General features: G+C 69.0%; 23 protein-coding genes. 15 read left to right on the top strand and 8 right to left on the bottom strand.

The genetic code is table 11. From position 1 onward, the window contains the following. Positions 1–56 precede the first annotated feature (56 nt). On the bottom strand, positions 57–947 hold the full coding sequence (locus DID98_RS18235) for an IclR family transcriptional regulator (protein WP_044845343.1): 891 nt from the start codon (positions 945–947) through the stop codon (positions 57–59). Between the two features lie 294 nt (positions 948–1,241). Between DID98_RS18235 and DID98_RS18225 the strand changes: the two genes are divergently transcribed. The 8 genes from DID98_RS18225 (at position 1,242) to DID98_RS18190 (ending at position 9,600) form a co-directional block, all read left to right on the top strand. Continuing rightward, complete coding sequence (locus tag DID98_RS18225; protein WP_044845344.1) at positions 1,242–2,324, top strand: ABC transporter ATP-binding protein; 1,083 nt, start codon at positions 1,242–1,244, stop codon at positions 2,322–2,324. Further along, positions 2,325–3,323, top strand: a complete 999-nt coding sequence (locus DID98_RS18220; protein ID WP_124522045.1) for an ABC transporter permease — start codon at positions 2,325–2,327, stop codon at positions 3,321–3,323. It begins immediately after the preceding gene. Then, positions 3,320–4,114, top strand: a complete 795-nt coding sequence (locus tag DID98_RS18215) for an ABC transporter permease (protein ID WP_124571151.1) — start codon at positions 3,320–3,322, stop codon at positions 4,112–4,114. The genes DID98_RS18220 and DID98_RS18215 overlap by 4 nt, the downstream gene beginning before the upstream one ends. Beyond that, entirely contained in the window at positions 4,114–4,461 is a 348-nt protein-coding gene (locus tag DID98_RS18210; protein ID WP_124522041.1) for a (2Fe-2S)-binding protein, read from the top strand. The genes DID98_RS18215 and DID98_RS18210 overlap by 1 nt, the downstream gene beginning before the upstream one ends. Further along, positions 4,458–5,903 (top strand): NAD(P)/FAD-dependent oxidoreductase, encoded by a 1,446-nt coding sequence (locus tag DID98_RS18205; RefSeq protein WP_124571150.1) that lies wholly within the window; start codon positions 4,458–4,460, stop codon positions 5,901–5,903. Before DID98_RS18210 ends, DID98_RS18205 begins: the two co-directional genes overlap by 4 nt. Further along, on the top strand, positions 5,896–7,047 hold the full coding sequence (locus DID98_RS18200; protein WP_044845349.1) for an FAD-binding oxidoreductase: 1,152 nt from the start codon (positions 5,896–5,898) through the stop codon (positions 7,045–7,047). The genes DID98_RS18205 and DID98_RS18200 overlap by 8 nt, the downstream gene beginning before the upstream one ends. Beyond that, positions 7,044–8,090 carry an ABC transporter substrate-binding protein gene (locus tag DID98_RS18195; protein ID WP_124522034.1) on the top strand — a complete coding sequence of 349 codons (1,047 nt, stop codon included), beginning with the start codon at positions 7,044–7,046 and terminating at the stop codon, positions 8,088–8,090. The genes DID98_RS18200 and DID98_RS18195 overlap by 4 nt, the downstream gene beginning before the upstream one ends. Positions 8,091–8,262: 172 nt before the next feature. Further along, on the top strand, positions 8,263–9,600 hold the full coding sequence (locus DID98_RS18190; RefSeq protein WP_124571149.1) for an MFS transporter: 1,338 nt from the start codon (positions 8,263–8,265) through the stop codon (positions 9,598–9,600). A 110-nt stretch (positions 9,601–9,710) separates the two neighbouring features. Here the strand turns inward: DID98_RS18190 and DID98_RS18185 are convergent, their stop codons facing one another. Both DID98_RS18185 and DID98_RS18180 read right to left on the bottom strand, forming a co-directional pair. Then, a complete protein-coding gene (locus DID98_RS18185) occupies positions 9,711–10,721 on the bottom strand; it encodes a 3-hydroxybutyryl-CoA dehydrogenase (RefSeq protein WP_124571148.1) in 1,011 nt (336 codons plus the stop codon). Further along, complete coding sequence (locus tag DID98_RS18180) at positions 10,718–11,824, bottom strand: NAD/NADP-dependent octopine/nopaline dehydrogenase family protein (RefSeq protein ID WP_124571147.1); 1,107 nt, start codon at positions 11,822–11,824, stop codon at positions 10,718–10,720. The genes DID98_RS18185 and DID98_RS18180 overlap by 4 nt, the downstream gene beginning before the upstream one ends. Positions 11,825–11,973: 149 nt before the next feature. On the opposite strand from DID98_RS18180, the gene DID98_RS18175 reads away from it, so the two are divergent. Further along, positions 11,974–12,948, top strand: a complete 975-nt coding sequence (locus tag DID98_RS18175) for an AraC family transcriptional regulator (RefSeq protein ID WP_124571146.1) — start codon at positions 11,974–11,976, stop codon at positions 12,946–12,948. Continuing rightward, complete coding sequence (locus DID98_RS18170) at positions 12,945–13,976, top strand: LysR family transcriptional regulator (protein WP_044845355.1); 1,032 nt, start codon at positions 12,945–12,947, stop codon at positions 13,974–13,976. The genes DID98_RS18175 and DID98_RS18170 overlap by 4 nt, the downstream gene beginning before the upstream one ends. A gap of 32 nt (positions 13,977–14,008) precedes the next feature. On the opposite strand, the gene DID98_RS18165 is transcribed toward DID98_RS18170, so the two are convergent. Next, complete coding sequence (locus DID98_RS18165) at positions 14,009–15,139, bottom strand: porin (protein ID WP_124571145.1); 1,131 nt, start codon at positions 15,137–15,139, stop codon at positions 14,009–14,011. Positions 15,140–15,549: 410 nt separating this feature from the next. Here DID98_RS18165 and DID98_RS18160 point away from each other — a divergent pair, with 410 nt between their 5' ends. Both DID98_RS18160 and DID98_RS18155 read left to right on the top strand, forming a co-directional pair. Then, the gene (locus tag DID98_RS18160; RefSeq protein ID WP_124520365.1) at positions 15,550–16,953 is read left to right on the top strand and encodes an MFS transporter; all 1,404 of its coding nucleotides are present in this window, start codon (positions 15,550–15,552) and stop codon (positions 16,951–16,953) included. A 288-nt stretch (positions 16,954–17,241) separates the two neighbouring features. Next, a complete protein-coding gene (locus tag DID98_RS18155) occupies positions 17,242–18,222 on the top strand; it encodes a PDR/VanB family oxidoreductase (RefSeq protein WP_124571144.1) in 981 nt (326 codons plus the stop codon). A gap of 58 nt (positions 18,223–18,280) precedes the next feature. On the opposite strand, the gene DID98_RS18150 is transcribed toward DID98_RS18155, so the two are convergent. From DID98_RS18150 to DID98_RS18140, 3 genes are all read right to left on the bottom strand, one after another. Next, positions 18,281–18,517, bottom strand: a complete 237-nt coding sequence (locus DID98_RS18150; RefSeq protein ID WP_124487663.1) for a hypothetical protein — start codon at positions 18,515–18,517, stop codon at positions 18,281–18,283. A gap of 9 nt (positions 18,518–18,526) precedes the next feature. After that, positions 18,527–19,285 (bottom strand): hypothetical protein, encoded by a 759-nt coding sequence (locus DID98_RS18145; RefSeq protein ID WP_185640867.1) that lies wholly within the window; start codon positions 19,283–19,285, stop codon positions 18,527–18,529. Positions 19,286–19,410: 125 nt separating this feature from the next. Further along, positions 19,411–20,331, bottom strand: a complete 921-nt coding sequence (locus tag DID98_RS18140) for a LysR family transcriptional regulator (protein WP_124487664.1) — start codon at positions 20,329–20,331, stop codon at positions 19,411–19,413. Positions 20,332–20,470: 139 nt separating this feature from the next. On the opposite strand from DID98_RS18140, the gene DID98_RS18135 reads away from it, so the two are divergent. The 3 genes from DID98_RS18135 (at position 20,471) to DID98_RS18120 (ending at position 22,959) form a co-directional block, all read left to right on the top strand. Beyond that, entirely contained in the window at positions 20,471–21,754 is a 1,284-nt protein-coding gene (locus tag DID98_RS18135) for a Rieske 2Fe-2S domain-containing protein (protein WP_044845359.1), read from the top strand. Next, on the top strand, positions 21,754–22,254 hold the full coding sequence (locus tag DID98_RS18130) for an aromatic-ring-hydroxylating dioxygenase subunit beta (protein WP_124520368.1): 501 nt from the start codon (positions 21,754–21,756) through the stop codon (positions 22,252–22,254). The genes DID98_RS18135 and DID98_RS18130 overlap by 1 nt, the downstream gene beginning before the upstream one ends. A 318-nt stretch (positions 22,255–22,572) precedes the next feature. Next, positions 22,573–22,959, top strand: coding sequence for a 2-hydroxymuconate tautomerase family protein (locus DID98_RS18120; protein WP_044845361.1), 387 nt, complete (start codon positions 22,573–22,575; stop codon positions 22,957–22,959). Between the two features lie 116 nt (positions 22,960–23,075). On the opposite strand, the gene DID98_RS18115 is transcribed toward DID98_RS18120, so the two are convergent. Then, positions 23,076–24,632, bottom strand: coding sequence for an ATP-binding protein (locus DID98_RS18115; RefSeq protein ID WP_124571143.1), 1,557 nt, complete (start codon positions 24,630–24,632; stop codon positions 23,076–23,078). Between the last annotated feature and the right edge of the window lie 124 nt (positions 24,633–24,756).

Here is a 24,756-nt window from a genome sequence, read left to right as displayed (position 1 = left end):
CTCAGACATGAATGGCTCGCGTAAGCAAGCTGACGAAACGGTAACGCGCGACGCGCCTATGCGGTTTTCCCGGATAGACCGTGCATCGGGCGCCGCAACGCGGCGTCGAACGGATTCGTGCGCGGGCCGATCGCATCGGCCTGGCGCCGGAGCAGCTCGACGACCATCGGCATCCGGTCGTCGCCGAGCCGCGACGCCAGCGTGCCAACGCTCAGCGCGCCGACCGGGTAGCCGGTGCGATCGAGGATCGGCACCGCGACGCCGGCCATCCCGTCGAGCACGCCGCTGTTGCGGCCCGCGTAGCCGAGCTCGCGCACGCGCTCGATCTCGGTGCGCAGGTAGACCTCGTCGAGCACGCCGTAACCGCGAATGCGCGGCACGTTGAAGCGGATCACTTCCTCGCGCTCGGCTTCCGGCAGGAACGCGAGGATCGCGAGGCTGCCCTGCCCGACGCCGAGCGCAATGCGCCCGCCGATGTCCCCGGTGAACGAACGGATCGGGAACGGGCCTTCGCACAGATCGAGACACACTGCGTCGAAGCCGCTCTTCACGAGCAGGAAGATCGTCTCGCCGAGGCTTGCGCACAGCCGCAGCAGCGCAGGCCGGCACAGCGTGCGCATGCTGCTCGGGTTGCCGGCCAGCGCGGCGAGCGCGAAGAAGTCGACGCTCAGCCGGTACAGCTTCGACTGTTCGTCCTGCTCGACCATCCCTTCGGCGATCAGCGATTGCAGGATCCGGTGCGCGGTGCCCTGCGTGAGGCCGACGGCCTTCGCGAGGTGCGTGACGCGCACGCCGTCCTGCTGCATGCCGGCCAGCGCGCGCAGGATCGCGAACGCACGCTGCAGCATGCCGGTGCCCGGCGCGCCGGCCGCATCGACGGCGGCGTCCTCGTCCGCGGCCGGCATGCGTACGGCACGCGACGTTCCGGGCGAATGCGGTTCCTGCATGCGGATTCTCCTCGATGATTTCATTGAACGGAATACATCAGCTGCCATTGTCGTGTCGCCAAAATGCGCGCGGCATCCGGGTGTGCACGGGATTGACGCGCGTCTTTCACCACCTGCCCGCCCTTCATTCAACGGAACGATTTGCCGGCGACTCGGCAAAGCATTCCGTTCACTGGAATTTTTCTGAAATTCATCTCGTTGAGCAGAATTCCAAATTGACGCTCCGAAATATGGCTGGCTAGAGTCCGCGTCAATGACGCACCGGCCATGCGGTGTGCGAACCCGGAGTGCTCCATGTCGTTTCTCACGCTTACGGATCTGACGAAATCGTTCGGCGCGCTCACCGCCGTCGCCGACGTCAACCTGTCGGTCGAACAAGGCGAATTCGTGTCGCTGCTCGGGCCGTCGGGCTGCGGCAAGACCACGACGCTGCAGATGATCGCCGGCTTCGTCGACGTCACCCGCGGCCGCATCGCGCTCGACGGGCAGGACATCACGCACATGAAGCCGAACCGCCGCGGGCTCGGCATCGTGTTCCAGAGCTATGCGCTGTTTCCGCACATGAGCGTCGCGGAGAACGTCGGCTTCGGGCTCGACATGCGCGGCGTCGACAAGGCGGAGCGCGCCGAGCGCATCCGCGCGGCGCTCGCGCTCGTGCGCCTCGATGCGCTCGCGCACCGCTTTCCGCGTGAATTGTCCGGCGGGCAGCGGCAGCGCGTCGCGATCGCGCGCGCCGTGGTGATCGAGCCGCCGGTGCTGCTGCTCGACGAGCCGATGTCGAACCTCGACGCGAAGCTGCGCGAGGAGATGCAGTTCGAACTGCGCGCGATCCAGCGCAAGATCGGCACGACGACGATCATGGTCACGCACGATCAATCGGAAGCGCTGTCGATCAGCGATCGCGTGGTCGTGATGGAAGCCGGCCGCATCACGCAGACGGACACGCCGTACCGCGCGTACGAACGCCCGGAGAACCACTTCGTGTCGCAGTTCATCGGCAAGGCGAACCTGCTGCCCGGCACGATCGTCGCGCACGACGGCGACGCGATCCGCATCGATCTCGGCCACGATCTCGCGGAGACCGGCCGCACCGTGCACCTGCCGGCGCGCGAGCGCGACGTGCGCATCGGCGATGCCGTGTCGGTGTGCATCCGTCCCGAGAAGCTACGACTGTGCGCACCCGGCGCGGGCCGCTTCGCCGCGACCGTCACGAGCCGCTTCTTCCTCGGCAGCCAGTGGCTGTACCGCGTCGACAGCGCGCTCGGCGAAGTGCTCGTGTGCTGCCAGAACGAAGGCGCGGAGCCGCTCGCGGAAGGCGCGCCGGTCGGCGTCGACTGGCACAGCGACGCGGTGCGCGTGATGCGCCGGGAGGCCTGAATGCGACAGCCTACCCGTCCGCTTTCGACCGACGGCGCGCCGGCCGGGCTCGCGCCATCGGGCGCGGCCGCGACCGCGGCGGCCAACGCGGCCGACGCCGTTCCGCTTCGCACCGGCAGCGTTGCGCTGCGCGCGACGTGGCGTGCGCACGCGCCGCTGTGGCTGATGTGCGCGCCCGCGTTCGCACTGTTCGCGGCGCTCGTGCTCGTGCCGCTCGCGATGACCTTCGCGCTCACGTTCTACCGTTACGACCCGGCCACAGGTCCGATCGCCGCCTTCCAGCTCGGCAACTACGCGGAGGTGCTCGGCTCGTCGTACTTCCACACGATCTTCGCGCGCACGTTCGGCATCGCCGCGCTGACCACCGCGATCTGCGTCGCGATCGGCACACCCGAAGCGTACGTGCTGTCGAAGATGCGCGATCCGTGGCGCTCGCTGTTCCTGCTCGTCATCCTTGCTCCGCTGCTCGTGTCGGTCGTCGTGCGCGCGTTCGGCTGGAGCATGCTGCTGAACACGAGCGGGCTCGTGAACCAGGCACTCGGTCTCGTCGGCCTCGGGCCGTACAAGCTGGAATACACCACGTTCGCGATCGTGATCGCGCTCGTCCACGTGATGCTGCCGTTCATGGTGATTCCCGTCTGGACGGCACTGCAGCGGCTCGATCCGCAGACCGAGCACGCGGCGCTGTCGCTCGGCGCGTCGCCGTTCACGACGCTGCGCCGCATCGTCGTGCCGCAGCTGATGCCGGGCGTGCTGTCGGGCAGCCTGATGGTGTTCGGGCTGTCGGCGAGCGCGTTCGCGATTCCCGGCCTGCTCGGCGGACGCCGCCTGAAGGTCGCGGCGACCGCCGTCTACGACGAATTCCTCGGCTCGCTGAACTGGCCGCTCGGCGCGACGATCGCGGTGCTGTTGCTGGTCGCGAACCTCGTGGTGATGCTCACCTACTACCGCGTGCTCGAACGCCGCTATGCGCGCAGCCTCGGAGGCGCTTCCCGATGAGAAAGAACGGCCCGTTCGCCCTGGCGTTCCATACGCTCGTGATCCTGTTCGTGCTCGCGCCGCTCGCGATCGTCGTGCTGGTCGCGTTCACGCCCGACGAAACGCTGACGCTGCCGACGCACGAGTTGTCGCTGCGCTGGTTCCGCGCGATCCTCGACTATCCGGACTTCGTCACCGCGTTCGCCAACAGCGTGAAGCTCGCATTCGCGTCGGCGACGCTGTCGCTCGTGATCGCGTTGCCCGCCGGGCTCGCGATCGGCCGCGCGACCTTTCCCGGCCGCGCGTTCCTGAACAGCCTGTTGCTGTCGCCGCTCGTGATTCCCGGCCTCGTGCTCGGCATCGCGCTGCTGCGCTTCTTCGCGCTGATCGGCGCGACCGGCTCGTTCGCATGGCTGCTGCTCGCGCACATGATCGTCATCACGCCGTTCGTGATGCGGCTCGTGCTCGCGTCCGTCGCGGGCCTCGACCGCAGCATCGAGCAGGCCGCGTGCTCGCTCGGCGCCGACCCGTGGACGACGTTCCGCCGCATCACGCTGCCGATGATCCTGCCTGGCATCACCGGCGGCTGGCTGCTCGCGTTCATCAACAGCTTCGACGAGCTGACGATGTCGATCTTCGTCACGTCGCCGCAGACGGTCACGCTGCCGGTGCGCATGTACATGTATGCGACCGAATCGATCGATCCGATGATGGCGTCGGTATCGGCGCTGGTCATCTTCATCACCGCCGGCGCGATGCTGCTGCTCGATCGCGTGTACGGCCTGAACCGCATCCTGATCGGCCAACACTGATGACGACCTTCGTTTCCCGCTCCACCGACAACGCGGACGACGGCGCGCAATTCGTGCGCGTCGCCGAACGCGAGCGCGCCGCCGTCGCGTTCACGCTCGACGGCCGCCCCGCGCAGGCGCTCGCCGGCGACACCGTGCTCACCGCGATCCTCGTCGCGCAGCGCCGCGTGCGCGTGAGCGAATTCAGCGGCAAGCCGCGCGCGGGCTTCTGCCTGATCGGCGCGTGCCAGGACTGCTGGGTCCGCACCGAGGCCGGTGCCCGCGTGCGCGCCTGCTCGACGCCGATCGCCGATGGCATGCGGATTCTCACCGGCGCGCAGCCCGACACGGCCGGAGACGCATCATGAGCGACGCACTGCGGCCGGTGATCGTCGGCGCGGGGCCGGCCGGCGTGCGCGCGGCCGAGGCGTTGGTCGACGGGGGGCTGCGCCCCGTCGTGATCGACGAGAACGCGTGCTGGGGCGGGCAGATCTATCGCCAGCCGCCGGCCGACGGCGCGTTCGCGCGCGGCAAGCGCGCGCTGTACGGCTTCGAGGCCGCGAAGGCCGATGCCGTGCACCGCACCATGGCCGCGTTGCTGCCGCACGTCGACTATCGGCCGAACACGCTCGCCTGGGCGTGCGGCGCGGGCCGCGTCGACACGCTGCAGGACGGCCGCGAAACGACCGTGCCGTTCTCGCACCTGATCGTCGCGAGCGGCGCGACCGATCGCATGCTGCCGGTACCCGGGTGGACGCTCCCGGGCGTCTATACGCTCGGCGGCGCGCAAGTCGCGCTGAAGGCGCAGGGCTGCGCGATCGGCAGCCGCATCGTGTTCGCGGGCACGGGGCCGTTGCTGTATCTCGTCGCCTATCAGTACGCGAAGGCCGGCGCGCAGGTCGCGGCCGTGCTCGACACGAGCCCGCTGCGCCGGCAGGCTGCCGCGACGCCCGCCCTGCTGCGCATGCCGTCCACATTCGCGAAGGGGCTGTACTACATCGGCTGGCTGCGCGCGCACGGCGTCGCGATCGAAACCGGCGTCACGCTTGAGCGCGTGCTCGGCGAGCGGCACGTAACGGGCCTCGCATGGCGCGCGGCCGGCGGCGACGCGCCGCCGCGGATGCTCGACTGCGATGCGCTCGGCCTCGGCTTCGGGCTGCGTTCCGAGACCCAGCTCGCGGATCTCGCCGGCTGCCGGTTCCGTTTCGATCCGCTCAACCGCGCATGGCTGCCCGAACGCGATGCGGCCGGCCGCACATCGGTGCGCGGCATCTACGTGGCGGGCGACGGTGCCGGCATCGCAGGCGCCGACGCGGCCGAGGCGTCCGGGCGACGCGCGGCGCTCGCGCTGCTCGGGGATGCGGGTATCGCGATGCCGTCGTCGTCGCCGTCGCTGGCCGGCAAGCCCGATGTAGCGACGCTCGATCGCACGCTCGCCCGGCTCGGCGCGTTCCGTGCCGGCCTCGAAGCGGCGTTCGCGCCGCCCGCCGCACTCGCCGCGCGCTGCCCGGACGACACGATCGTGTGCCGCTGCGAGGAAATCGACGCGGGTACGCTGCGACGCTGCATCCGCGGTGGCGAAGCGACCGAGCTGAACCGGCTGAAGGCGCTGACACGCGCCGGGATGGGCCGCTGCCAGGGCCGCATGTGCGGCGACGCGACCGCACTCGTGCTCGCCGCGGAAACCGGCCGCGCGCTCGCGGACGTCGGCCGGTTGCGCGCGCAACCGCCGGTGAAGCCGTTCCCGATCTCCGCCGCACTCGTGGGCGACGATGTCGCGGCGATTCCCGACGAGGCACGCGATGAGTGAACGCCGTCACTACGACGTCGCGATCGTCGGCGGCGGGCTCGTCGGCGCTTCGGCTGCACTGGCGCTCACGCGGCACGGCTTGCGCGTCGCGCTGTTCGAGCGCCGCGACTGCGGCGCGCAGGCAAGCGGCGTGAACTACGGCGGCGTGCGCTGCCAGGGCCGCCCCGCCGAACAACTGCCGCTCGCGCTGCGCGCGCGGCGCATCTGGGATCGCCTGCCCGAGCTGATCGGCATCGACGGCGAATTCGTCGTGTCGGGTCATTTGCGGCTCGCGCGCAGCGACGCCGATCTCGATGCGCTCGATGCCTACGCGACGCTTGCCGGCGAGCACGGCTTGCCGTTGCAGGTGATGCGCGGCGACGCGTTCCGCCGCCGCTACCCGTGGCTCGGCCGCGCCGCGGTCGGCGGCTCGCTGTGCGCGACCGACGGGCACGCGAACCCGCGTGTCGTGTCGCCCGCGTTCGCGCGCGCGGCCCGCGCAGCGGGCGCCGACGTGTTCGAGCACACGCCGGTCGACGACGCCCGGCACGACGGCACGCGTTTTCATGTCGTTGCGGGCGGCCGTGCGTTCAGTTCGACGTGGCTGATCAACTCGGCCGGCGCATGGGCGAACACGATCGCCGAGCGCTTCGGCGAAGCCGTGCCGATGGAGCCGATCTACCCGAACATGTGGGTGACCGAACCGCTGCCGCCGTTCATCACGCACAACCTCGGCGTGTACGGCGGCGGCGTGTACGCCCGACAGGTCGCGCGCGGCAACTGCGTGATCGGCGGCGGGCGCGGCCGCGGCGACGGCGAGTTCGGCCAGCCGTCGGTCGACACGACGCGCGCGGTGATGCGCGATGCGTGCGCGCTGCTGCCCGCATTGCGCGACGCGCTGCTGATCCGCACGTGGAGCGGCGTTGAAGGCTGCACGCCCGACCACAACCCGATCATCGGCGCGAGCCGTACCACGCCGAACCTGCTGCATGCGTTCGGCTTTTCCGGCGGTGGCTTCCTGCTCGCGCCGGGCGTCGGCGAAGTGCTCGCCGAGCTCGTCACAATCGGCGAAACCGCCACGCCACTCGATGCATTCTCGATCGGCCGCTTCTTCCCCCAAGCCGCGCCGACCGCCCCTTTCCGTCAAGAGGAGACCCAACGATGAAACTGCTCGGAACGATCGCGGCGGCTGCCGCCCTCTGCCTCGCAGGCGCCGGCGCGCCGGCGTTCGCGCAAACCAAGACGATCTACGTCGGCATGAACGGCGGCCCGATGGAAAAGGCCTATACGAGCCAGGTGCTGCCCGACTTCGAGAAGGCGAACAACGTGAAGGTCATCGTCGTGCCCGGCACCTCGTCCGACGTGCTCGCGAAGCTGCTCGCGAACCGCAACAAACCGCAAATCCACGTCGCGTTCCTCGACGACGGCGTGATGGCGCGCGCGGTCAGCCTCGGTGTATGCCAGAAGCTCGACGACTCGCCGGTACTGAAGGAGCTTTATCCGTTCGCGCGAATGAAGGACGATGTCGGCGCGGGCGTGCAGCTCGGCATGACCGGCATCGCGTACAACAAGAAACTGTTCGCGGAGAAAGGCTGGGCGCCGCCGACGTCGTGGATGGATTTCGCCGACCCGAAATACAAGGGCAAGGTCGTGTTCCAGTCCGCGTCGAGCAGCACGTTCGGGCTGCACGGATTTCTCGCGATCAACCGGCTGCTCGGCGGCAGCGAACAGAACGTCGAGCCCGGCTTCAGCAAGTGGGCGAGCACGGTCGGGCCGAACGTCGTCGAGTACATCCCGAACTCGGCGAAGATCTCCGAGATGGTGCAGACCGGCGAGGCCGGCCTGTTCCCGCTGACGCCGACCGGCGTCGGCGACCTGCAGGACAAGGGCATTCCGGTCGCGTATGCGAACCCGAAGGAAGGCCCGGTGCTGCTGCTCGTCGATCTGTGCGTGGTCGCGAACAACCCGGATCCGCAACTGGCCCAGAAGCTCGCGCAGTTCCTGCTGTCCGCACCCGCGCAGACGAAGGCGGCCGAAGCCGGCAAGCAGATCCCGACCAATCGCCTCGCGAAGATGCCCGCTGCGATGCAGCAAAGCCTTGGCAACGTCGACGATCTGGTGCGCAAGTTGACGGTGGTCGACTGGACGGCGATCAACGCCCGCCGCGCGCAGTGGGACACGCGCTGGAACCGGCAGATCGAGCGGTGACGGGCACCGGCGTGCGCGGGTACGGCCGTGCGCGCCGCGACCATCATTTGCGGGAGTGATGACACTCCCCTTTTTCTGCGGATTTGACCGGGGCGGCGGTGCCGACAACACTAGCCCGCAGTGCCGCATGCGTCGCAGAGACGGCACGCACCCGCCCCCTTCAGAGTCCGCCATGTACCCGACCGACACCATGCAATCCCCGAGCGCCGCCCGGCCGCTCGCCGACCGGCAGCTTCGCCGCATCGTCATCGCCTCCGTCGCCGGCAACGCGATGGAGTGGTACGACTTCTTCGTCTACGGCACGGCCGCCGCGCTCGTGTTCGGCCACGTGTTCTTTCCGCCCGGCGCGTCGCCGCTCGCGGGCAGCCTCGCAGCGTTCGCCGCGTTCGCGCTCGGCTTCGTCGCGCGGCCGCTCGGCGGGATCGTGTTCGGGCATGTCGGCGACCGCTACGGCCGCAAGGCGTCGCTCGTGTGGACGCTGCTGATCATGGGCGCGTCGACGTTCGCGATCGGCCTGCTGCCGACCTACGCGCAGGTCGGCCTGTGGGCGCCGGCGGCGCTCGTCGTGCTGCGGCTGCTGCAAGGCATCGCGTCCGGCGGCGAATGGGGCGGCGGCGTGCTGATGATCAGCGAGAACGCGCCGCCCGAGCAGCGCGGCTACTACGCGGCGTGGAGCCAGCTCGGCGTCGGCGGCGGCTTCGTGCTGTCGTCGGCCGCGTTTCTCGCCGCCCAGGCGCTGCCCGACGACGCGTTCCGCACGTGGGGCTGGCGGCTGCCGTTCCTCGCGAGCATCGCGATCTTCGCGATCGGCATCTACATCCGCCGCCACCTGCCGGAAAGCCGCGACTACGAGCAGGCCGGCAAGCGCGGCGCGCACACGCACTTGCCGATCGTCGAATGCATCCGCCGCCATCCGAAGGAAATCCTGCTCGCGATGGGGCTGCGCGTCGCCGAAAACGGCGGTGCGTACATCTTCCTCGCGTTCTCGCTCGTCTACGGCAAATACGTCGGCATCCCGAACGGCGTGATGCTGACCGGCGTGATGATCGCGATGATCGTCGAAATGGGCGCGATGCTCGCGTGGGGCCGGCTGTCCGACCGGATCGGCCGCAAGCCCGTGTACCTGATCGGCGCGCTGAGCCTCGTCGCGTGCGCGTTTCCGTTCTTCTGGCTGCTCGACACGCGTGCGACGCCGCTCGTGTGGCTCGCGCTGACGGTCGGTACCGCGGTGAGCCACGGCGCGATGATCGGCACGCTGCCCGCGCTGGTCGGCGAGCTGTTCAGCACCGAGGTGCGCTATTCGGGCGTCGCGCTCGGCCATGAAGTCGCGTCGATCTTCGCGGGTGGCATGTCGCCGCTGATCGCGACCGCACTGCTCGCGCGCTATCACGCGTCGTGGCCCGTGTCGCTGTTCCTCGTGGCGCTCGGCCTCGTGACCGTCGCGACGCTGTGCGTGATGCGCGAGACGCGCGGCACGCCTGCAGCCGACACGCGCGGCGACGCGGCATGAGCGTAGCCGCCGCGCACGCGACGCTTCCGGCCGGCGAACGGCACACCGTTTTGCGGTACCGCGTGCACGCGTGCGCGGCGCGACGATCGCACCCGGCCGCGACGACCGCGCTATGCGTCGGTGCTGCGCCGCGCGCCGTCGAACTCGGGCGCCAGTCCCAGGTGGTCGAGCAGCCGCGCGAATTCGCCGAGCCGCTGCCGCATGTAGGCCGGCACGTCGACCTGCGCATAGTCGTGGAACCCGGCACCGCTACGCACGCCGTCGCGCCCGGCCGCCATGTTGCGCACGACGCTGTCGGCCGGCGCGAACCGCGGGCCGAGCTCGCCGGCGAGATACGTCGACGCGTAGTACAGGATGTCGCAGCCGCCCCAGTCGATGAACTCGAGCAGCCCGAGCACCGCGAAACGCGGGCCGAAGCCGGTGCGGATCGCCATGTCGATGTCCTCGGCGCTCGCGACGCCCTCTTCCACCATGCGTGCCGCCTCGTTCATCGCGAGCGCCTGGATGCGCGGCACGATGTAGCCGGGCGCCGGCCCGCAGATCACCGGCTTCTTGCCGACGCGTTCGAGCAGCGCGGCCAGTGCGTCGACGACCCGCTGATCGGTCGCGTCGCTGCGGCTGATCTCGACGAGCGGCATCAGCAGCGCCGGGTTCAGCCAGTGCGCATTCAGCATCCGTTCCGGATGCGCGACATAGCGCTGCAACTCGGTGACGACGAACGTCGACGTCGTCGACGCGATCGTTGCATGCGCATCGACATGTGCGCCGAGCCAGCGCAGCGCGTCGGCCTTCGCATCGAGCACTTCGGGCAGCGCTTCGAACACGATGCCGGCGTCGCGCAGGGCGGGCGCCGCGCCCTCACGCGCGACCAGCGCGATGCGGGCGACGACGGCCGCGGCCTGGTCGGCATCGATCCGGCCGAGTGCCACCTGCGCATGCAGCGGCCGCGCGATCTCGCCGCGCGTGCGATCCTCGAATACGCGCCGGCCTTGCGCATCGCGCGGCTTGAAGTCGATCAGCGTCACGTCGAGGCCCGCGAACGCAAAGACGAGCGCAATCCCCTGCCCCATGCGTCCCGCGCCGAGCACGTGCACGCGCGTCACGTCGGCGGCGGGCGTCATGCGGCGTACCCCGCATCGAGCAGCGCGCGCATCGCGTCGCGCGACAGCGCGGCGAGGCCGAGCGCCTCCAGCGTGCGCCCTTGCGCATACAGGTCGCGGCCGGTCACCGCCGACGCGACGCTCAGCAGCCCCTGCGCAACGGGCGTCGCCACGTTGGCCCAGCGCCCGCACGACGCGATGAAGGACAGCCCGAGCCGGGTGTCCTCGAGCATGTAGCGATGCGTGCGCAAATCGATCTTCTCGCGCCAGTCGCCGCTGTCGGTCAGCTTGCCGTGCGCGCCGCGCCCGTACATCCATTCGTCGCCGTCGGTCGCGTAGTGGTCCGCCAGCGGGAAATGCGGCGCGCGGTAGCCCAGTGCCTCGCGCACCGCGATGCGTTCGGCATCGAGCGCATTCGTCACGCGGCGGATCGACGGCTGCGTGCCTTCGTTGTGGATGTCCCACGCGTCGAAGTGTTCGAGCGGCCCGGCGTTCATCAGGATCAGCGGCGGATGAATCACCGGGCCCGCGTTCATCAGCGCGCCGGACAGCGCATCCTCGACCGGCTCGACCGACGGGTAGCCCGCGCGCAGCACGTCGAACGCCCAGGCCGCCGCGTTCGCGGGAAACACGCCGGTCGGCAGGCGCGTCGCATACGCGCTGATCACGACCGCGTTGTCGCCATGCTTGCGTACCAGGTACGGCAGCGTGCCGGTCTCGGCAAAAGCGACGCGCGCGCGGTTGCCGGCATCGGCCGCCGCACGCGCGAACACGACGCTGCCGAACGTGCCGGGCGGCAGGAACACGACCTGGTCGTCCTCGAGCAGGGGCGCGACCTGCGCGGCGAGCGCATCGTGCGAGACGGCCGGCAGCGGCACCACGACGAGCCGCGCGCCGCGCAGCGCGGCCGCGAGATCGTCGCTCAGGCGGATCGCGCCGGGTGCGTCGCCGAGCGGCACGGCACGCCTGCCGCGATAGTCGGTCACCTGCAACGCGCCGAGCTCGCGCAGCCGCGCATGCGGTTCGCGGTCGCGCCGCCACCACGTCACGTCGTGGCCCTTCTCGAACAGGTCGATCGCGGCCGCATGGCAGCCGTGGCCGCCGCCCAGTACACATACCTTCATCGTCGTCTCCCGGTGAGTGAGTGTTGCCGAGACTACGCGGCGGCGCACGTCGCGTCGCTTCAAAACGCGCAACGGCGCGCCCGTTCGCGCAACGCAATCGCGGCGATGCGCACGACGTCGCATCCATCCATCCGACACGAGGCCACCGCATGGATATCGCCCTTTCCCGACATGCGCCGAACCGGCTCGGCACGCTGCATGCGCCCGACGAAGTCGAACGCGCGGTCGCGCACCGGCTCGGGCCGCACCGGATGGCCGCGCACGGCCGCGATCCGTTTCATGCGGAGCTGTACGAGGTGCCGCTGCATCACGGCGCACTGCTCGAGCTCTGCTACGGCCGCGAGACGCGCATCGAGTTCGGCGACGATGCCGGGCATTTCCTGTTCCGGCTGACGCTGTCGGGCGCATGTGAGCTGCAGGCCGGCGACGTGGTCGCACGCGCCGGGCCGGGCCAGCTGACGGTGTCGTCGCCGGCGCTCGCGAGCCGCCTGAGCACGAGCCCCGATTGCCGCAACCTGGTGCTGCGGCTCGAACGCGGCGCACTCGAGCGCAAGCTGCAGGACATGCTGCACACGACGCTCACGCGGCCGCTGCAGTTCGATCTCGCGGCCGGCGGCAACGGCGCGGGCGCGGCGCTCGTGCTGCCGACCTTCGAATACCTGTGCCGGCTCGGCGCGCAGCCGGGAATCGGCACGTCGATCACGACGTTCGGCGCCGATCTCACCGCGTGGCTGATGGCGCTGCTGCTCACGCACCTGCCGCATTCGTACAGCGCCGCGCTCGCACGCGGCACGCCACCGCTGCCGGCGCACGTGCGCCGCGCGTGCGACCACGTCGACGCGCACCTGGGCGACCCGCTCGCGCTCGCCGCGCTGGCGGCCGTCGCGGGCGTCGCGCCGCGCACGCTCCAGCATGCGTTCCGCGCGTTCCTGAACACCACGCCGGCCACCTACGTGCGCGAGCGCCGGCTGGCCGCGGTGCACGCCGCGCTGCAGCGCGGCGACGCGCGCAGCGTGACGGACGTGCTGATCGCGCACGGCATTCACGGCTTCGGCCATTTCGCGAAGGCGTATGCGCGGCGTTACGGCCACCTGCCTTCCGTCACCGCGAGGCAAGCACCATGACGCACTCCGCCACCGGCCGGCCGCCGGCCCGCCCCGAACCCGCGGCGCACGACGCGGACGCGCCCGACGGCCTGCGCGTGCAGGACCTCGACCTGAACCTGTTGAAGACGTTTCGCGCGGTGTACGAAGAACGGCACGTCGGCCGCGCAGGGTTGCGGCTCGGCGTCACGCAGCCGTCGGTGAGCTACGCGCTCGGCCGGCTGCGCCTGATGTTTCGCGACGCGCTGTTCGTGCGCACCGGCACCGGCGTCGAGCCGACGCCGCGCGCGCAACGGCTCGCACTATCGGTCGACAAGGCGCTCGCGATCCTGCAGGACGTGCTCGACGAAGGCTCGCGCTTCGCGCCGGACAGCACCCAGCGCGTGTTCCGGCTGCACATGAGCGACTTCGCGGCGAGCGCGTTCCTGCCGACGCTGCTCGCGGCATTCGACCGGCGCGCGCCGGGCGCGGTGATCGAGACGCTGCACGTCGACGAATGCCAGCTCAACGTCGCGCTCGAATCGGGCCGCATCGACTTCGCGCTCGGTCATTTCGCGGATGCCTCGAGCCATTTCCAGCGGACCGCGCTGCTGCACGAACGCTGCGTGCTGCTGATGCCGCGCCGCACCGCGCAGCGCCTCGCGCTGCCCGGCGGTTTCGTGCTCGATGGCGACGCGCCGGACGCGCTGCGCTTCGTCGCGGTGACCGCGCATCCGCAATCGATGCAGCTGCTGGAACGACACGGCCTGATGCCGCGAGTGCGGGCGGCGCTGCCGGACTTCCTGGTGGTGCCGGCGCTGCTCGAACACGGCGATTACGCGCTGATCCTGCCGGAGACCGTCGCGCTCACGTTCGCGGCGCGCCAGCCGTGCACGCTCTACGAGATCGCGGGCGCGGGCGAATGGGCCGTCAACGCGTACTGGCACCGGCGCTTCGATGCGGACCCGGGCCATCGGTGGCTGCGCGCGCTGCTGCTGGAGCTGTTCGACATCGGCCGGCAGGCACCGTTCGACGCATGGCTCGCGCCGCAACCGCCCGCCTGCGCATAGCGGCGCGGGCGGGCGCAGGCCGGCCTCGGCGGTCAGAACGCCGTGAGGATGCCCGCGACGATCGAGCTGGCGGTCGCGCCGGGTTTCGCGACCGCGACGCCGCCGCCCGCCGCGCCATTGACGACGAAGCGCGCGTGCGCGCCGTTGCGCACCATCGCGGCCCCCGTGTACAGCACCGTGCGCTTCGACAGCGGATAGTCGAAGCGGATGCCGTACGAATCGGCGTTGCCGTCGCTGTCGGCGACCTTCCGGTAGTGGCCGATGCTCAGCAGCAGCGACGCGCGCCCGATCGGCACCGTCGCGCTGAGTTCCATCGTGTCGCTGTGCGGATACGCGCTCTGGCTGTCGATCGCGGCCGCGACGTCGGGGCCGCCGCGATGCCGCATGTACAGCGCGGCGACCTTCACGACGTTGAAGTCGTACGAGATCGCGCCGACCGTGTAGTTGCCGTTCGCGGCCGAACTGGTGACGCCGAGCGCGGATGCCGCCACCGGGCTGAACTTCTGCTGCATGTAGTCGACGTCGACCGACAACCCGCCGCGCACGTAGTTGAGGCCCGCGCCGTACGTGTCGCCGAGCGTCGCCGGCTGGCCGGCCGCGCCGTTGGTGCCGCGCGCGGCCATCGCGCGCAGCATGAAGCCCGCGTAACGCGGCGACGTGTAGCGCAGCGAGTTGCGCACGCGCAGGAACGCGGGGCCGACGAAGTTGTTCGTCGCGTTGCCCCATGCGAGGCCCGCGCCGAGCCCGGGCAGGCTGTACGTGACGAGCGTCGTGTGCACGATCGTGTAGAGCTCGCCGAACTGCACGCCGCCGAACGGCCCGGTGATGCCGACCCACGCCTCGCGGCCGAACAGCGCGCTGCCGTTCGACAGCGCGCCGCTCGCCGCGTTGAAGCCGTCCTCGAGCTTGAAGATCGTCGCGTAGCCGCCGCCGAGATCCTCGACACCCTTCAGCCCCCACTGCGACGCCCACAGGTTGCCGCTGCCCACGCGCATCACGTGGCTCGGCCCGGCGTTCGCATATTCGATCGCGGTGTCGATGCGGCCGTAGAGCGTCACGCTCGATTGCGCGACAGCCGGCAGCGATGCGCACGCAAGGAGCGCGGCCGCCAGCGTGGCAAGCGGTACGGCAAGCCGGTCGGCCCGCCCGTTCGAATGGTTCATCTTGGTCGTCCCGTGGAAATGCCGGCGCTTGTCGGCATCGCGCCGTTTGACATGAAGCGCGTTCGCATTCGGATGCGAACGCTGCCGATCAAAAACGGGCCGAGTCTAGGAACGACAATTTCGGACGTCGACGCAATGCGCTCTATAACGCTTATAGACGCGCCGCATGATGCGCGCACGCGCCGCCGCACGTGCGCCGCGCGGCGGCCCGCGCGCACGGCCTCGGTGTTTTCTTTATCCGCGTCGGTAAATGTCCGTGTGGCGCGGCTGTCACTCCGGCTATGGCGGCCGAATTTGGCCGACTACGCTGCGTCTCCGATCGTGTCACCCGCACGCTTTCGCACCGCGACGGCACCCGGCCCGCGAGGCCCGCGCCGCGCTTTTCCATCGCCCGCTCCTGGAGAATCCGCATGTCCGCACCCACGGCCCGCGCTGCCGACGGCAAGCGCTATACGTACGAATGGTATGTCGTCGTCATCTGCATGCTCGCGTATGTCTTTTCGTTCGTCGATCGCCAGGTGCTCGTCCTGATGATCGAACCGATCAAGCGCGACCTGCACCTGACCGACACGCAGTTCAGCCTGCTCAACGGCTTCGCGTTCTCGCTGTTCTACGCGGTGATGGGCCTGCCCGTCGCGTATCTCGCCGATCGCTACGCGCGCCCGCGCATCATCGCGCTCGGCATCGCGCTGTGGAGCGTCGCGACCGCCGCATGCGGGCTCAGCCAGCAATTCGTGCAGATGTTCGTCGCGCGGATGGGAGTCGGCATCGGCGAGGCCGCGCTGTCGCCCGGCGCGTATTCGATGCTCGCCGACTACTTCCCGAAGGAGAAGCTCGGCCGCGCGATCGCCGTGTATTCGCTCGGCTCGTTCATCGGCGGCGGCGTCGCGTTCCTGATCGGGGGCTACGTAATCGCGCTGCTCAAGCATGCGAGCGCGTTCACGCTGCCGGTCGTCGGGCAGGTGCATGCGTGGCAGGTCACGTTCCTGATCGTCGGGCTGCCGGGGATCCTCGTCGCGCTGCTGTTCGCCGCGACCGTGCGCGACCCGCAGCGCAAGGGGCTCGCGCAGGACCGCTCGGGCGCCGTGCGGCGCGTGTCGATGCGCGATTCGCTGCGCTTCGTCGGCACGCATCGCGCGACCTTCGCGTGCCACTATCTCGGCTTCTCGTTCTACGCGATGACACTGTACTGCCTGCTGAGCTGGACGCCCGCGTTCTATATCCGCCGCTTCGGGATGACGGCCGTCGAAGCCGGCTACACGCTCGGCATCGTGCTGCTCGTCGCGAATACCGCCGGCGTGTTCTGCGGCGGCTGGCTCAACGACTGGCTGCTGCGCCGCGGCCGCACCGATGCGCCGATGCGCGCCGGTGCGATCGGCGCCGCGTGCATGGTGATCCCCGCGACGCTGTTCACGCAGCTCGACAGCCTGCCGGCATCGCTCGCGATGCTCGTCGTCGCGATGTTCTTCGCGTCGTTCCCGATGCCGACGTCGACCGCCGCGATGCAGACGCTCGCGCCGAACCAGATGCGCGCGCAGATCTCCGCGCTGTTCCTGCTCGTGTCGAACCTGATCGCGCTCGGGATCGGCACGACCGTCGTCGCACTGTTCACCGATCGCGTGTTCGGCGCGCCGGCGGCGGTCGGCCATTCGATGTCGATCGTGAACATCGCGGCGGCCACGCTCGCCGCGATGTTGCTGGCCGTCGGCTGCCGGCAGTATCGACGCAGCCTCGAGCGCGAACGCGGCCATGCGTCGGCTTCGGCTTCGGCCGATGCGACTGTCGACGGCGGCAGCGCCGTTGCCGCACGCTGAAGTCGCGGTGGTCAGCGTCGGCTTCGGCTTCGGCTGAGGCGGCCGTCGACGGTGGCCGCGCCGCGGCCGCACGCTGAAGTCGCGCTGTTCAGCGATCGCGTGTTCGGCGCACCGCCTGCGCGATCGTCGACGCCGCGGCCGTCATGCTGGTCGCCGACCATCATCCACCCCACTGATTCTGGCATCGCTTTTTTATCGATTTGATTTATGCGATGCCCGTCCTTATTCTCGGTTGCATGACGGCGCGGTATCCGCCGCGCCGGTTTCTTCTACCCCACGGAACACCCCATGCAAGCGAACCGCCACCAGGTCCGGATCGACGCGCTGATCGACGCGGCGCAGGACATCCGCTGTTTCCGGGTCTCGCGCGTCGACGGCCAGCCGTTCGACGCGTACGAGCCGGGTGCCCATATCGACGTCACCGCGCCGTCCGGCGTCACACGGCAATACTCGCTGTGCGGCCGCCCCGACGAGCGCGGCAGCTACCTGTTCGCGGTGAAGAGGGAAGCGCAGTCGCGCGGCGGCTCGCGCTCGCTGCACGACGACGTGCGCGTCGGTGCCGAGCTGTCGATCGGCGCGCCGCGCAACCTGTTTCGTCTGGCCGACGACGCGAGCGAGCATGTGCTGGTCGCGGCCGGGATCGGCATCACGCCGCTGCTGTCGATGGCGTACGCGCTCGCGCAGCGCGGCGCGCGTTACCGGTTGCACTACTTCGCGCGCAGCCGTGAACACGCGGCCTTCGTCGACGAACTGTCGGCCGAACCGTTCGCGTCGCGCGTGACCTTCCATTACGGGATCGCACCCGATGCGCTCGCGGCCGAACTGAGCCGCTGCGTCGAGTCGATCGACGCGAAAGCGCACGTCTATACGTGCGGGCCCAGGCCGTTCATGGATGCCGTCGTCGCGGCGGCAGCCACGCGGCTTCCGGAAGACGCGATTCACCTCGAACGCTTCGCGGCGGAACCCGTCGCGGCCGACGCCGCTGTCGACGCCGCCCCGGCGGAAGGCTTCGAAGTGCGCCTGCAGCGCAGCGGCCAAGCGGTGCGCGTCGCGCCCGGCACGTCGATCGTCGACGCGCTCGCGCGCATCGGCGTCGAGGTCGATACGTCATGCGGCGAAGGCGTGTGCGGCACCTGCATGGTGCCGGTGCTCGACGGCGAGCCGGATCATCGCGACCACTGCCTCAGCAAGGCCGAGCGCGCGAGCAACACGGTGATCTGCTGCTGCGTGTCGCGGGCTCGCTCGGCGGTGCTCGTTCTCGATCTGTGATGCGCCCCGTATCATCGGTGCAATGCGTCGGAAGATGCGGGCGCGCGGCGCTCAGCAATCAATCCCGATTTGCTTCGATGATACGTTCGAGCTCATTCGCATCGTCCGTGGGTTCCTCCGTGCCGCGAAAGATGCAAACCTCGGTGTGCCCGTCTCGGAACACGTCAACCTCTACCCGCATCCCGACCACCGTGATCGAAACCAGCACCGTATCCGGTCGGTTGCGGCTCAGGGTGTAGTGGATCTTCGCAGATTCGAGCTGATCGAGCAGATCGAACAGTGTGTTGGGGGTCATGTCGGGCACCTATTTCTTGAAACGGTTATCGTTGAGCAACTTGAGCGCCTTACGCGCCTCTTTGATGCCATCGCTCGCATCACCTTGAATCTCGTTGAGCGTCGAATTCAGATATTGCCCTGGGAACTCGCGCAACACTGAGCCTTTGCACTCAGCCTTGATGATGTCGCAGGCCATCATATCGCCTCGGTCGACACCCGCGACTTGAACCGCGTCTCCCAACGCATCTGGCGAAAAATCGAATGGCGATGCCTCACTGAGCGAAGTCGAATCAGCGAAGCCCGCGCCGCCCGCCATCGCGGCCGCACCACCTGCACCGCCCGAGACAACACTCTGCAGATAGCTCATGAGCTCGCCCGCAGACACATCGCTGGGTGTCGCCCAACCAGGCAAGGGCTTGTCTACCGGTAGCGGGGCCATTCTCGGCACACTGGCGAACCTATTGGCTTTTGGGAATGGCGGAGTTGTGGGAGAACCTCCAGCCGAACCCCCACCACCAACCGCTTGTCGTTCGATCTGTACCGCCACGCGTCCATTTTCGATGGCAGCCTTGAGCGCATCAAGCGGAGTGCCTTGGAGTGCGTCTAGGCCAAGTTGGCGAAGGTATGTCAGCACGTTCGTGGTCAGACCACTGTATTTCGGCCAGTGCAACATTAATTCGGACACGTCGCTGCGTTGACTGGCGGACAAGCTGGTACCGCTTGAACGTGACGCACGCGTGAGCGTAGCGCGCTTTCCGGCACCCAGATCAATCGTCACTGAAGCCATGAATCCTGTTCTCCGTATCGGCTTTGCAGAACATAACGTTGCTCTCTCAACGTCAGGCCTAGCACTTCGAAGCCCATACTTTAGCAGTCCTCCTCGATCTCTGACGCGCTCACGCAGCCCGACCGTCACGCGTCGTCGAACCGCTCGACGATCTCGGCGAGCAGCGCGCGCATCCACGCGATCCCCTCGTCCTCGTGAAAATGCTCGTGCCAGTGCATCGTGACCGGCGCGGGCGGCAGCGTGACCGGCAGCTCGTAGAGCCGGAACGCGTTGTCGCGGTTCAGGATCCGCGCGAGCCGCTTCGGCAGCGTCGCATAGAGATCGGTGACCGACAGCACGCTCGGCAGCGCGACGAAGTGCGGCACTTCGAGCGCGATGTTGCGGCCCACGCCCTGCGCGCGCAACGCGTCGTCGAGCGCGTGGTGACTGTGCTCGACCGATTTCACGTTGACGTGCGCGGCGCGCACGAACTGCTCGAGGCTCAGCGCCGCACCGGCCGGCAACCCGCGCCGGCGCCCCGTCATGCACACGTAGGTTTCCTCGAACAGCAGCTGGTGGCGCGTGCGCGGCATCAGCTCCGGCAGGTTGCCGATCGCGAAGTCCAGCCGGCTCGCGCGCAGCGCCTCCTCGATCTCCTCCACCGGCAGCGGCTGCACGCTGAGCGTCACGCGCGGCGCGCGCTCGCGCAGCGCCTGGCAGATCGCCGGCAAGTACGCCATCTCGCCCGCATCCGACAGCGACAGCCGGAACGTGCGCGTGCTCGACGCCGGATCGAAACGCTCCGCATAGCGCAGCGCGACGCGCACCATGTCGAGCGCCTTGCCGACGATCCCCGCGAGTTCGAGCGCGACCGGCGTCGGCTGCATCCCCGCGCGCGTGCGCACGAACAGCGGATCGTCGAACAGCGTGCGCAGCCGCCCGAGCGAATAGCTGACGGCCGGCTGCGACAGCGCGAGCCGCTCGCCGGCCTTGGTCAGGCTGCGCTCCTCGACGATCGCCTGGAACACCCGCAACAGGTTCAGATCGAGATGATCGACCGATGTCATCGTGACCTCCATCATTTGCCGCATTTATTTGATCGGCAATTTTAGATCAATTTGACGGATATGTAGAGGAAGACGAGACTGGGTACCCGATGCCGCGCGTGACGCGGCCCGATTTCGCGACTCTTTCCCCACGACGACGATGAGCGACATTCCCACCCAGACGATCGACACCCGCGCGTTGCACGGCTTCGCGCAGCCCGACCGCATCGCGCCCGCGATGTATCACGACCCCGCGCTGTTCGAGGCCGAGCTCGACCGCATCTTCTACCGCACCTGGATCTGGGTCGCGCACGAGAGCGAGCTGCCGAACCCGGGCGACTTCGTCACGACGACGATCGGCCGCCAGCCGGTGATCGTCGTGCGCGACAGGACCGGCGAGATCAACGTGCTGCAGAACCGCTGCCGCCACCGCGGCGCGACCGTGTGCGAATCGCACAAGGGCAACGCGAAGGGCTTCACGTGCCCGTATCACAGCTGGTCGTACGCGCTCGACGGCACGCTGCGCGCGCTGCCGTACGGCGACGGCTACGAAGGCGTGTGCGAGAAAGGCGACCTGCCGCTCGTGAAGCTGCGCGTGGGCGTGTACCAGGGGCTGATCTTCGCGAGCTTCAACGACGCCATCGAACCGCTCGAGGATTTCCTCGGCGGCGCGAAGCCGTGGATCGACCTGTTCATGAAGCAGGGTGCCGGCTACCCGATCAAGGCGAACGGCGAGCACAAGTTCAAGTTCAAGGGCAACTGGAAGATCCAGCTCGAGAACACGACCGACCTCTATCACTTCCCCGTCGTGCACAAGTCGTGGATGAAGTCGATCGACGACGAAACGGCGGCCGCGATCACGAGCTTCATGACGAGCGAGGACGCCTTCTGCCGCGGGCTCGGCAACGGTCACAGCCTCGCGGTGCTGATGCCCGAGCTGATCGATCTCGACCAGGACGACGGCGCGCCGCTGCCCGAACGCTTCGCGCCGCTCGCGGCGAAGCTCGCCGAGCGCCACACGCCGGACGAAGTGCGCCGCATCGTGCGCTCGCTGATGGGGGTCGGCTTCAACCTGAACCTGTTCCCGAACCTTGCGCTGTCGATGGCGTTCTTCCGCGTGCTGCGGCCGATCTCCGCGAACGAAACCGAGATCCGTCACGTCGCGCTCGCGATGGATGGCGGCCCGGACGAAGCGAATCGCGAGCGGCTGCGGATTCACGAGCATTTCCAGGGACCGTTCGGCTTCGGCAGCCCCGACGACGCGGAAGCATGGGAGCGCGTGCAGCGCGGCGCGCATGCGGGGCCGGACGTGCCGATCCTCGTGAACCGCGGGCTGAACCGCGAGACGACCGCCGCGAACGGCGAAAAGACCGCGCATGCGACCGACGAGACGGGCATGCGCGAGGCCTACCAGCAATGGCGCAAGATGATGGAGCAACAGTAATGGACGACCGCAACGCCCTCTTTTCCGAGCAGACCTTCGCCCGCGCGGTCGAATTCGTGTGGCGCGAAGCCGAGTTGCTCGACCGCCGAGACTATCGCGCATGGCTCGACCTGTGGGATCCGGCCGGTCACTACGTGGTGCCGATCGATCCCGACACCACCGACTTCGCGGCGACGCTCAACTACGTGTTCGACGACCAGGACATGCGCGAGAAGCGCGTGCAGCGGATGCTGTCCGGTTACTCGGCGTCGGCGACCGACGCGGCGCGCACGGTGCGCACCGTGTCGCGCTTCACGCTGGAGAGCAGCAGCGCCGGCATGGTCGAGCTGAAATCCGCGCAGGTCGTCGTCGCGTACAAGCGCGGCGTCGCGACGCTGTTCGCGGCCGACGTCACGCACAAGCTGCACATCGACCCGGACGGCGAAATGCGGATAGCGGAGAAGGTCGTGCGCCTGATCGACTCGACCGAGGCACTCAGCGCGATCGGCTTCCTTCTGTAAGCGGCCGCCGGTTCGCTGTCGCCAGCGCAACGGTGAACCGGCCACCTTCACCTTTCGGGACGCTCATGCTCACACTCTAATGCGGAAACGGTCGTCCGTCCGATCGGTTCGGCCGAATCACTCGGCGCGATCGGAACGGTGAGGCGGCCACCTTCACCTTTCCGGACGACCCAGCCCACACTCGAATGCGGAAACGGTCGTCCACCTGATCGGCTCGACCGATGCGCGCAGCGAGATCGGCTTCCTGCTGCAAGCGGCCACCGGTTCGCCGTCGCCAGCGCAACGGTGAGCCGGCCACCTTCACCTTTCCGGACGACCATGCCCACACTCGAAGTTTTCCTGCCGGCCGGCCACGACGACGCGCGCAAGGCCGAGCTGATCGCGCGGCTCAGCGGCGCGACCGTCGACGCGATCGGCGCACCGCTCGAATCGGTGCGCGTCCTGCTCACCGAATTGCCCGCCACGCACATCGGCCTTGGCGGCCGCACGGCCGCCGATGGCGCACCGCCGTCGCTGCCGGTGATCGTCGCGATCCTGATCGCCGGCCGCACCGACGAGCAGAAACGCGCGTTGATCGCGGCGCTGTCGGACGCCGGCGCGAACGTGCTCGATGCGCCGTTGCAGGCGACGCGCGTGATCATCAAGGACATCCCGAACACCGACTTCGGGATCGGTGGTCAAACCGCGCGGGCGCTGGGGCGCTGATCGTGTGCCGCGCGTCGCTGGCCGGTCGCGATGTGCGCGATGTGCGCGATGTGCGTGATACGAGTGATGCGCGCGACGTGCATGGCGCCCGTTACGCTTGCGCCGCGACGCACCGCTTACGCCTGCGTACCGACAAGCGGCAGCGTCACGCGACAGTCGAGCCCGCCGCCTTCGGCCGGGCTCGCGCCGATGCGCCCGCCATGACGCGTGACGATGCTCTTGCACAGCGACAGCCCGATCCCGTTGCCGCCGGCCTTCGACGACGAGAAACCGTCGAACAGCCGGTCGTGCGCCCCTTCGGCGATACCGGGCCCGTTGTCGATCGCCCGCAGCTCCGCGTGGCCGCCGACGATGGCGGTGCCGAGCGTCAGCGTGCACGGCGCGCGCGCGCAGCCGGCGAACGCCTCGATCGCGTTGAAGGCCAGATTCAGGATCACCTGCCCGATCAGCACACGCTCGCAGCGAATCGGCAGCGGCTTGTCGGCCTGCACGATCGCGACCGTCACGCCCGCTTCCTTCGCACGCAGCTCGATGAAATACGCGACGTCGGCGAGGATCTCGCGCAGGTCGGCGAGCGCGACGACCGGCTCGCGCTTCACGATGAACTCGCGCACGCTCTTGATGATCAGCGCCGCATGCTCGGCCTGCCGGTCCGCGCTGCGCAGCCCCCAGATCGCATCGTCGACGGCGCCGCGCGTGTTCAGCCGCTGCACCGCACCCTCGATGAAGTTGCGCACGGCCGCGAGCGGCTGGCTCAGCTCGTGCGCGATCACCGTCGCCATCTCGCCCATCGCGTTGTAGCGGCCCGCGTATTCGAGCATGCGCGCTTCGGCGCGGCGCGCCTCCTCGATCGCGACCTCGTCGCTGACGTCGCGGAAATGCACGAGCAAACCGTCGAGGTCGCCTTCGATCTCGACTTGCCGGCACGTGATGCGCAGCCAGCACGCCGAGCCGTCGCGCCGCACGAAGCGGTAGCGCTGCGGCTCGGACGGGCACGTCGACGGCGCATCGCGCAGCTGCGCGACGAGCCGGTCGCGATCGGCCGCGGTGCAGTAGTCGAGCACGCCGCCGAGCGCTTCGTCGGGCGCGAGCCCGAGCACGCGGCGCCCCGACTCGCTGATGAACTGCGCGCCGCCGTTCGGCGTCACGACCGCGATGCCTTCGTCGAGGTCCTGCATGAATTCGCGCAGCCGCGCCTCGTAGCGGCGCAGCTGCTGACGGATCGCCTCCTCCGCGCTGATGTCGCGGAACTGCACCATCACGACGTCGCGCCCGCGCAGCGGCACGTGCGTCGCGATCGCCTCCGACAGCATGTCGACGCCGGTGCGCGACCGATAGCACCACTCGTACACCTGCGGCCGCCCTTCGGCAATCGCGCGATCCATCGCGCCCACGCCGATCTCGCGCCGGTATTTCGGTTCGGGACGCGTCATGTCAGGCGCCTTCAGCGGCAGCAGCTCCTCGACGGAAAAGCCGAGCGCGATGCACGCGGCGCGGTTCGCCCACACGATCGCCTTGGTCTGCGCGTCGTGCAGCAGCACGCAGGTCGTCAATGCGTCGAGCAGCCGGTGGAAATCGTCTTCGTCGGGGAAGCTCATGAGCGGATTCGGTTGAAGGCGCGCGGCGTCGCGCGGCCGGATGTCCAACATAGCACCGGCGTGCACGGCCCGCATCTGAAGATTTCTTTAGTCCGGCACGGAGCCACACCAGTCGCGCGGCCTTACGCACCAATTGCTGCGTGTTTTCGGCGTTTCTAGACTGATTGCATCGTCTTTCGAACCCCATTCCCAGGAGCCA

The organism is Burkholderia sp. Bp8984, assembly GCF_003853755.1.
Classification (GTDB): Bacteria; Pseudomonadota; Gammaproteobacteria; order Burkholderiales; family Burkholderiaceae; genus Burkholderia.
Note: the sequence above shows the minus strand (reverse complement) of the source record. Positions and strands in the feature narration are given on the sequence as shown.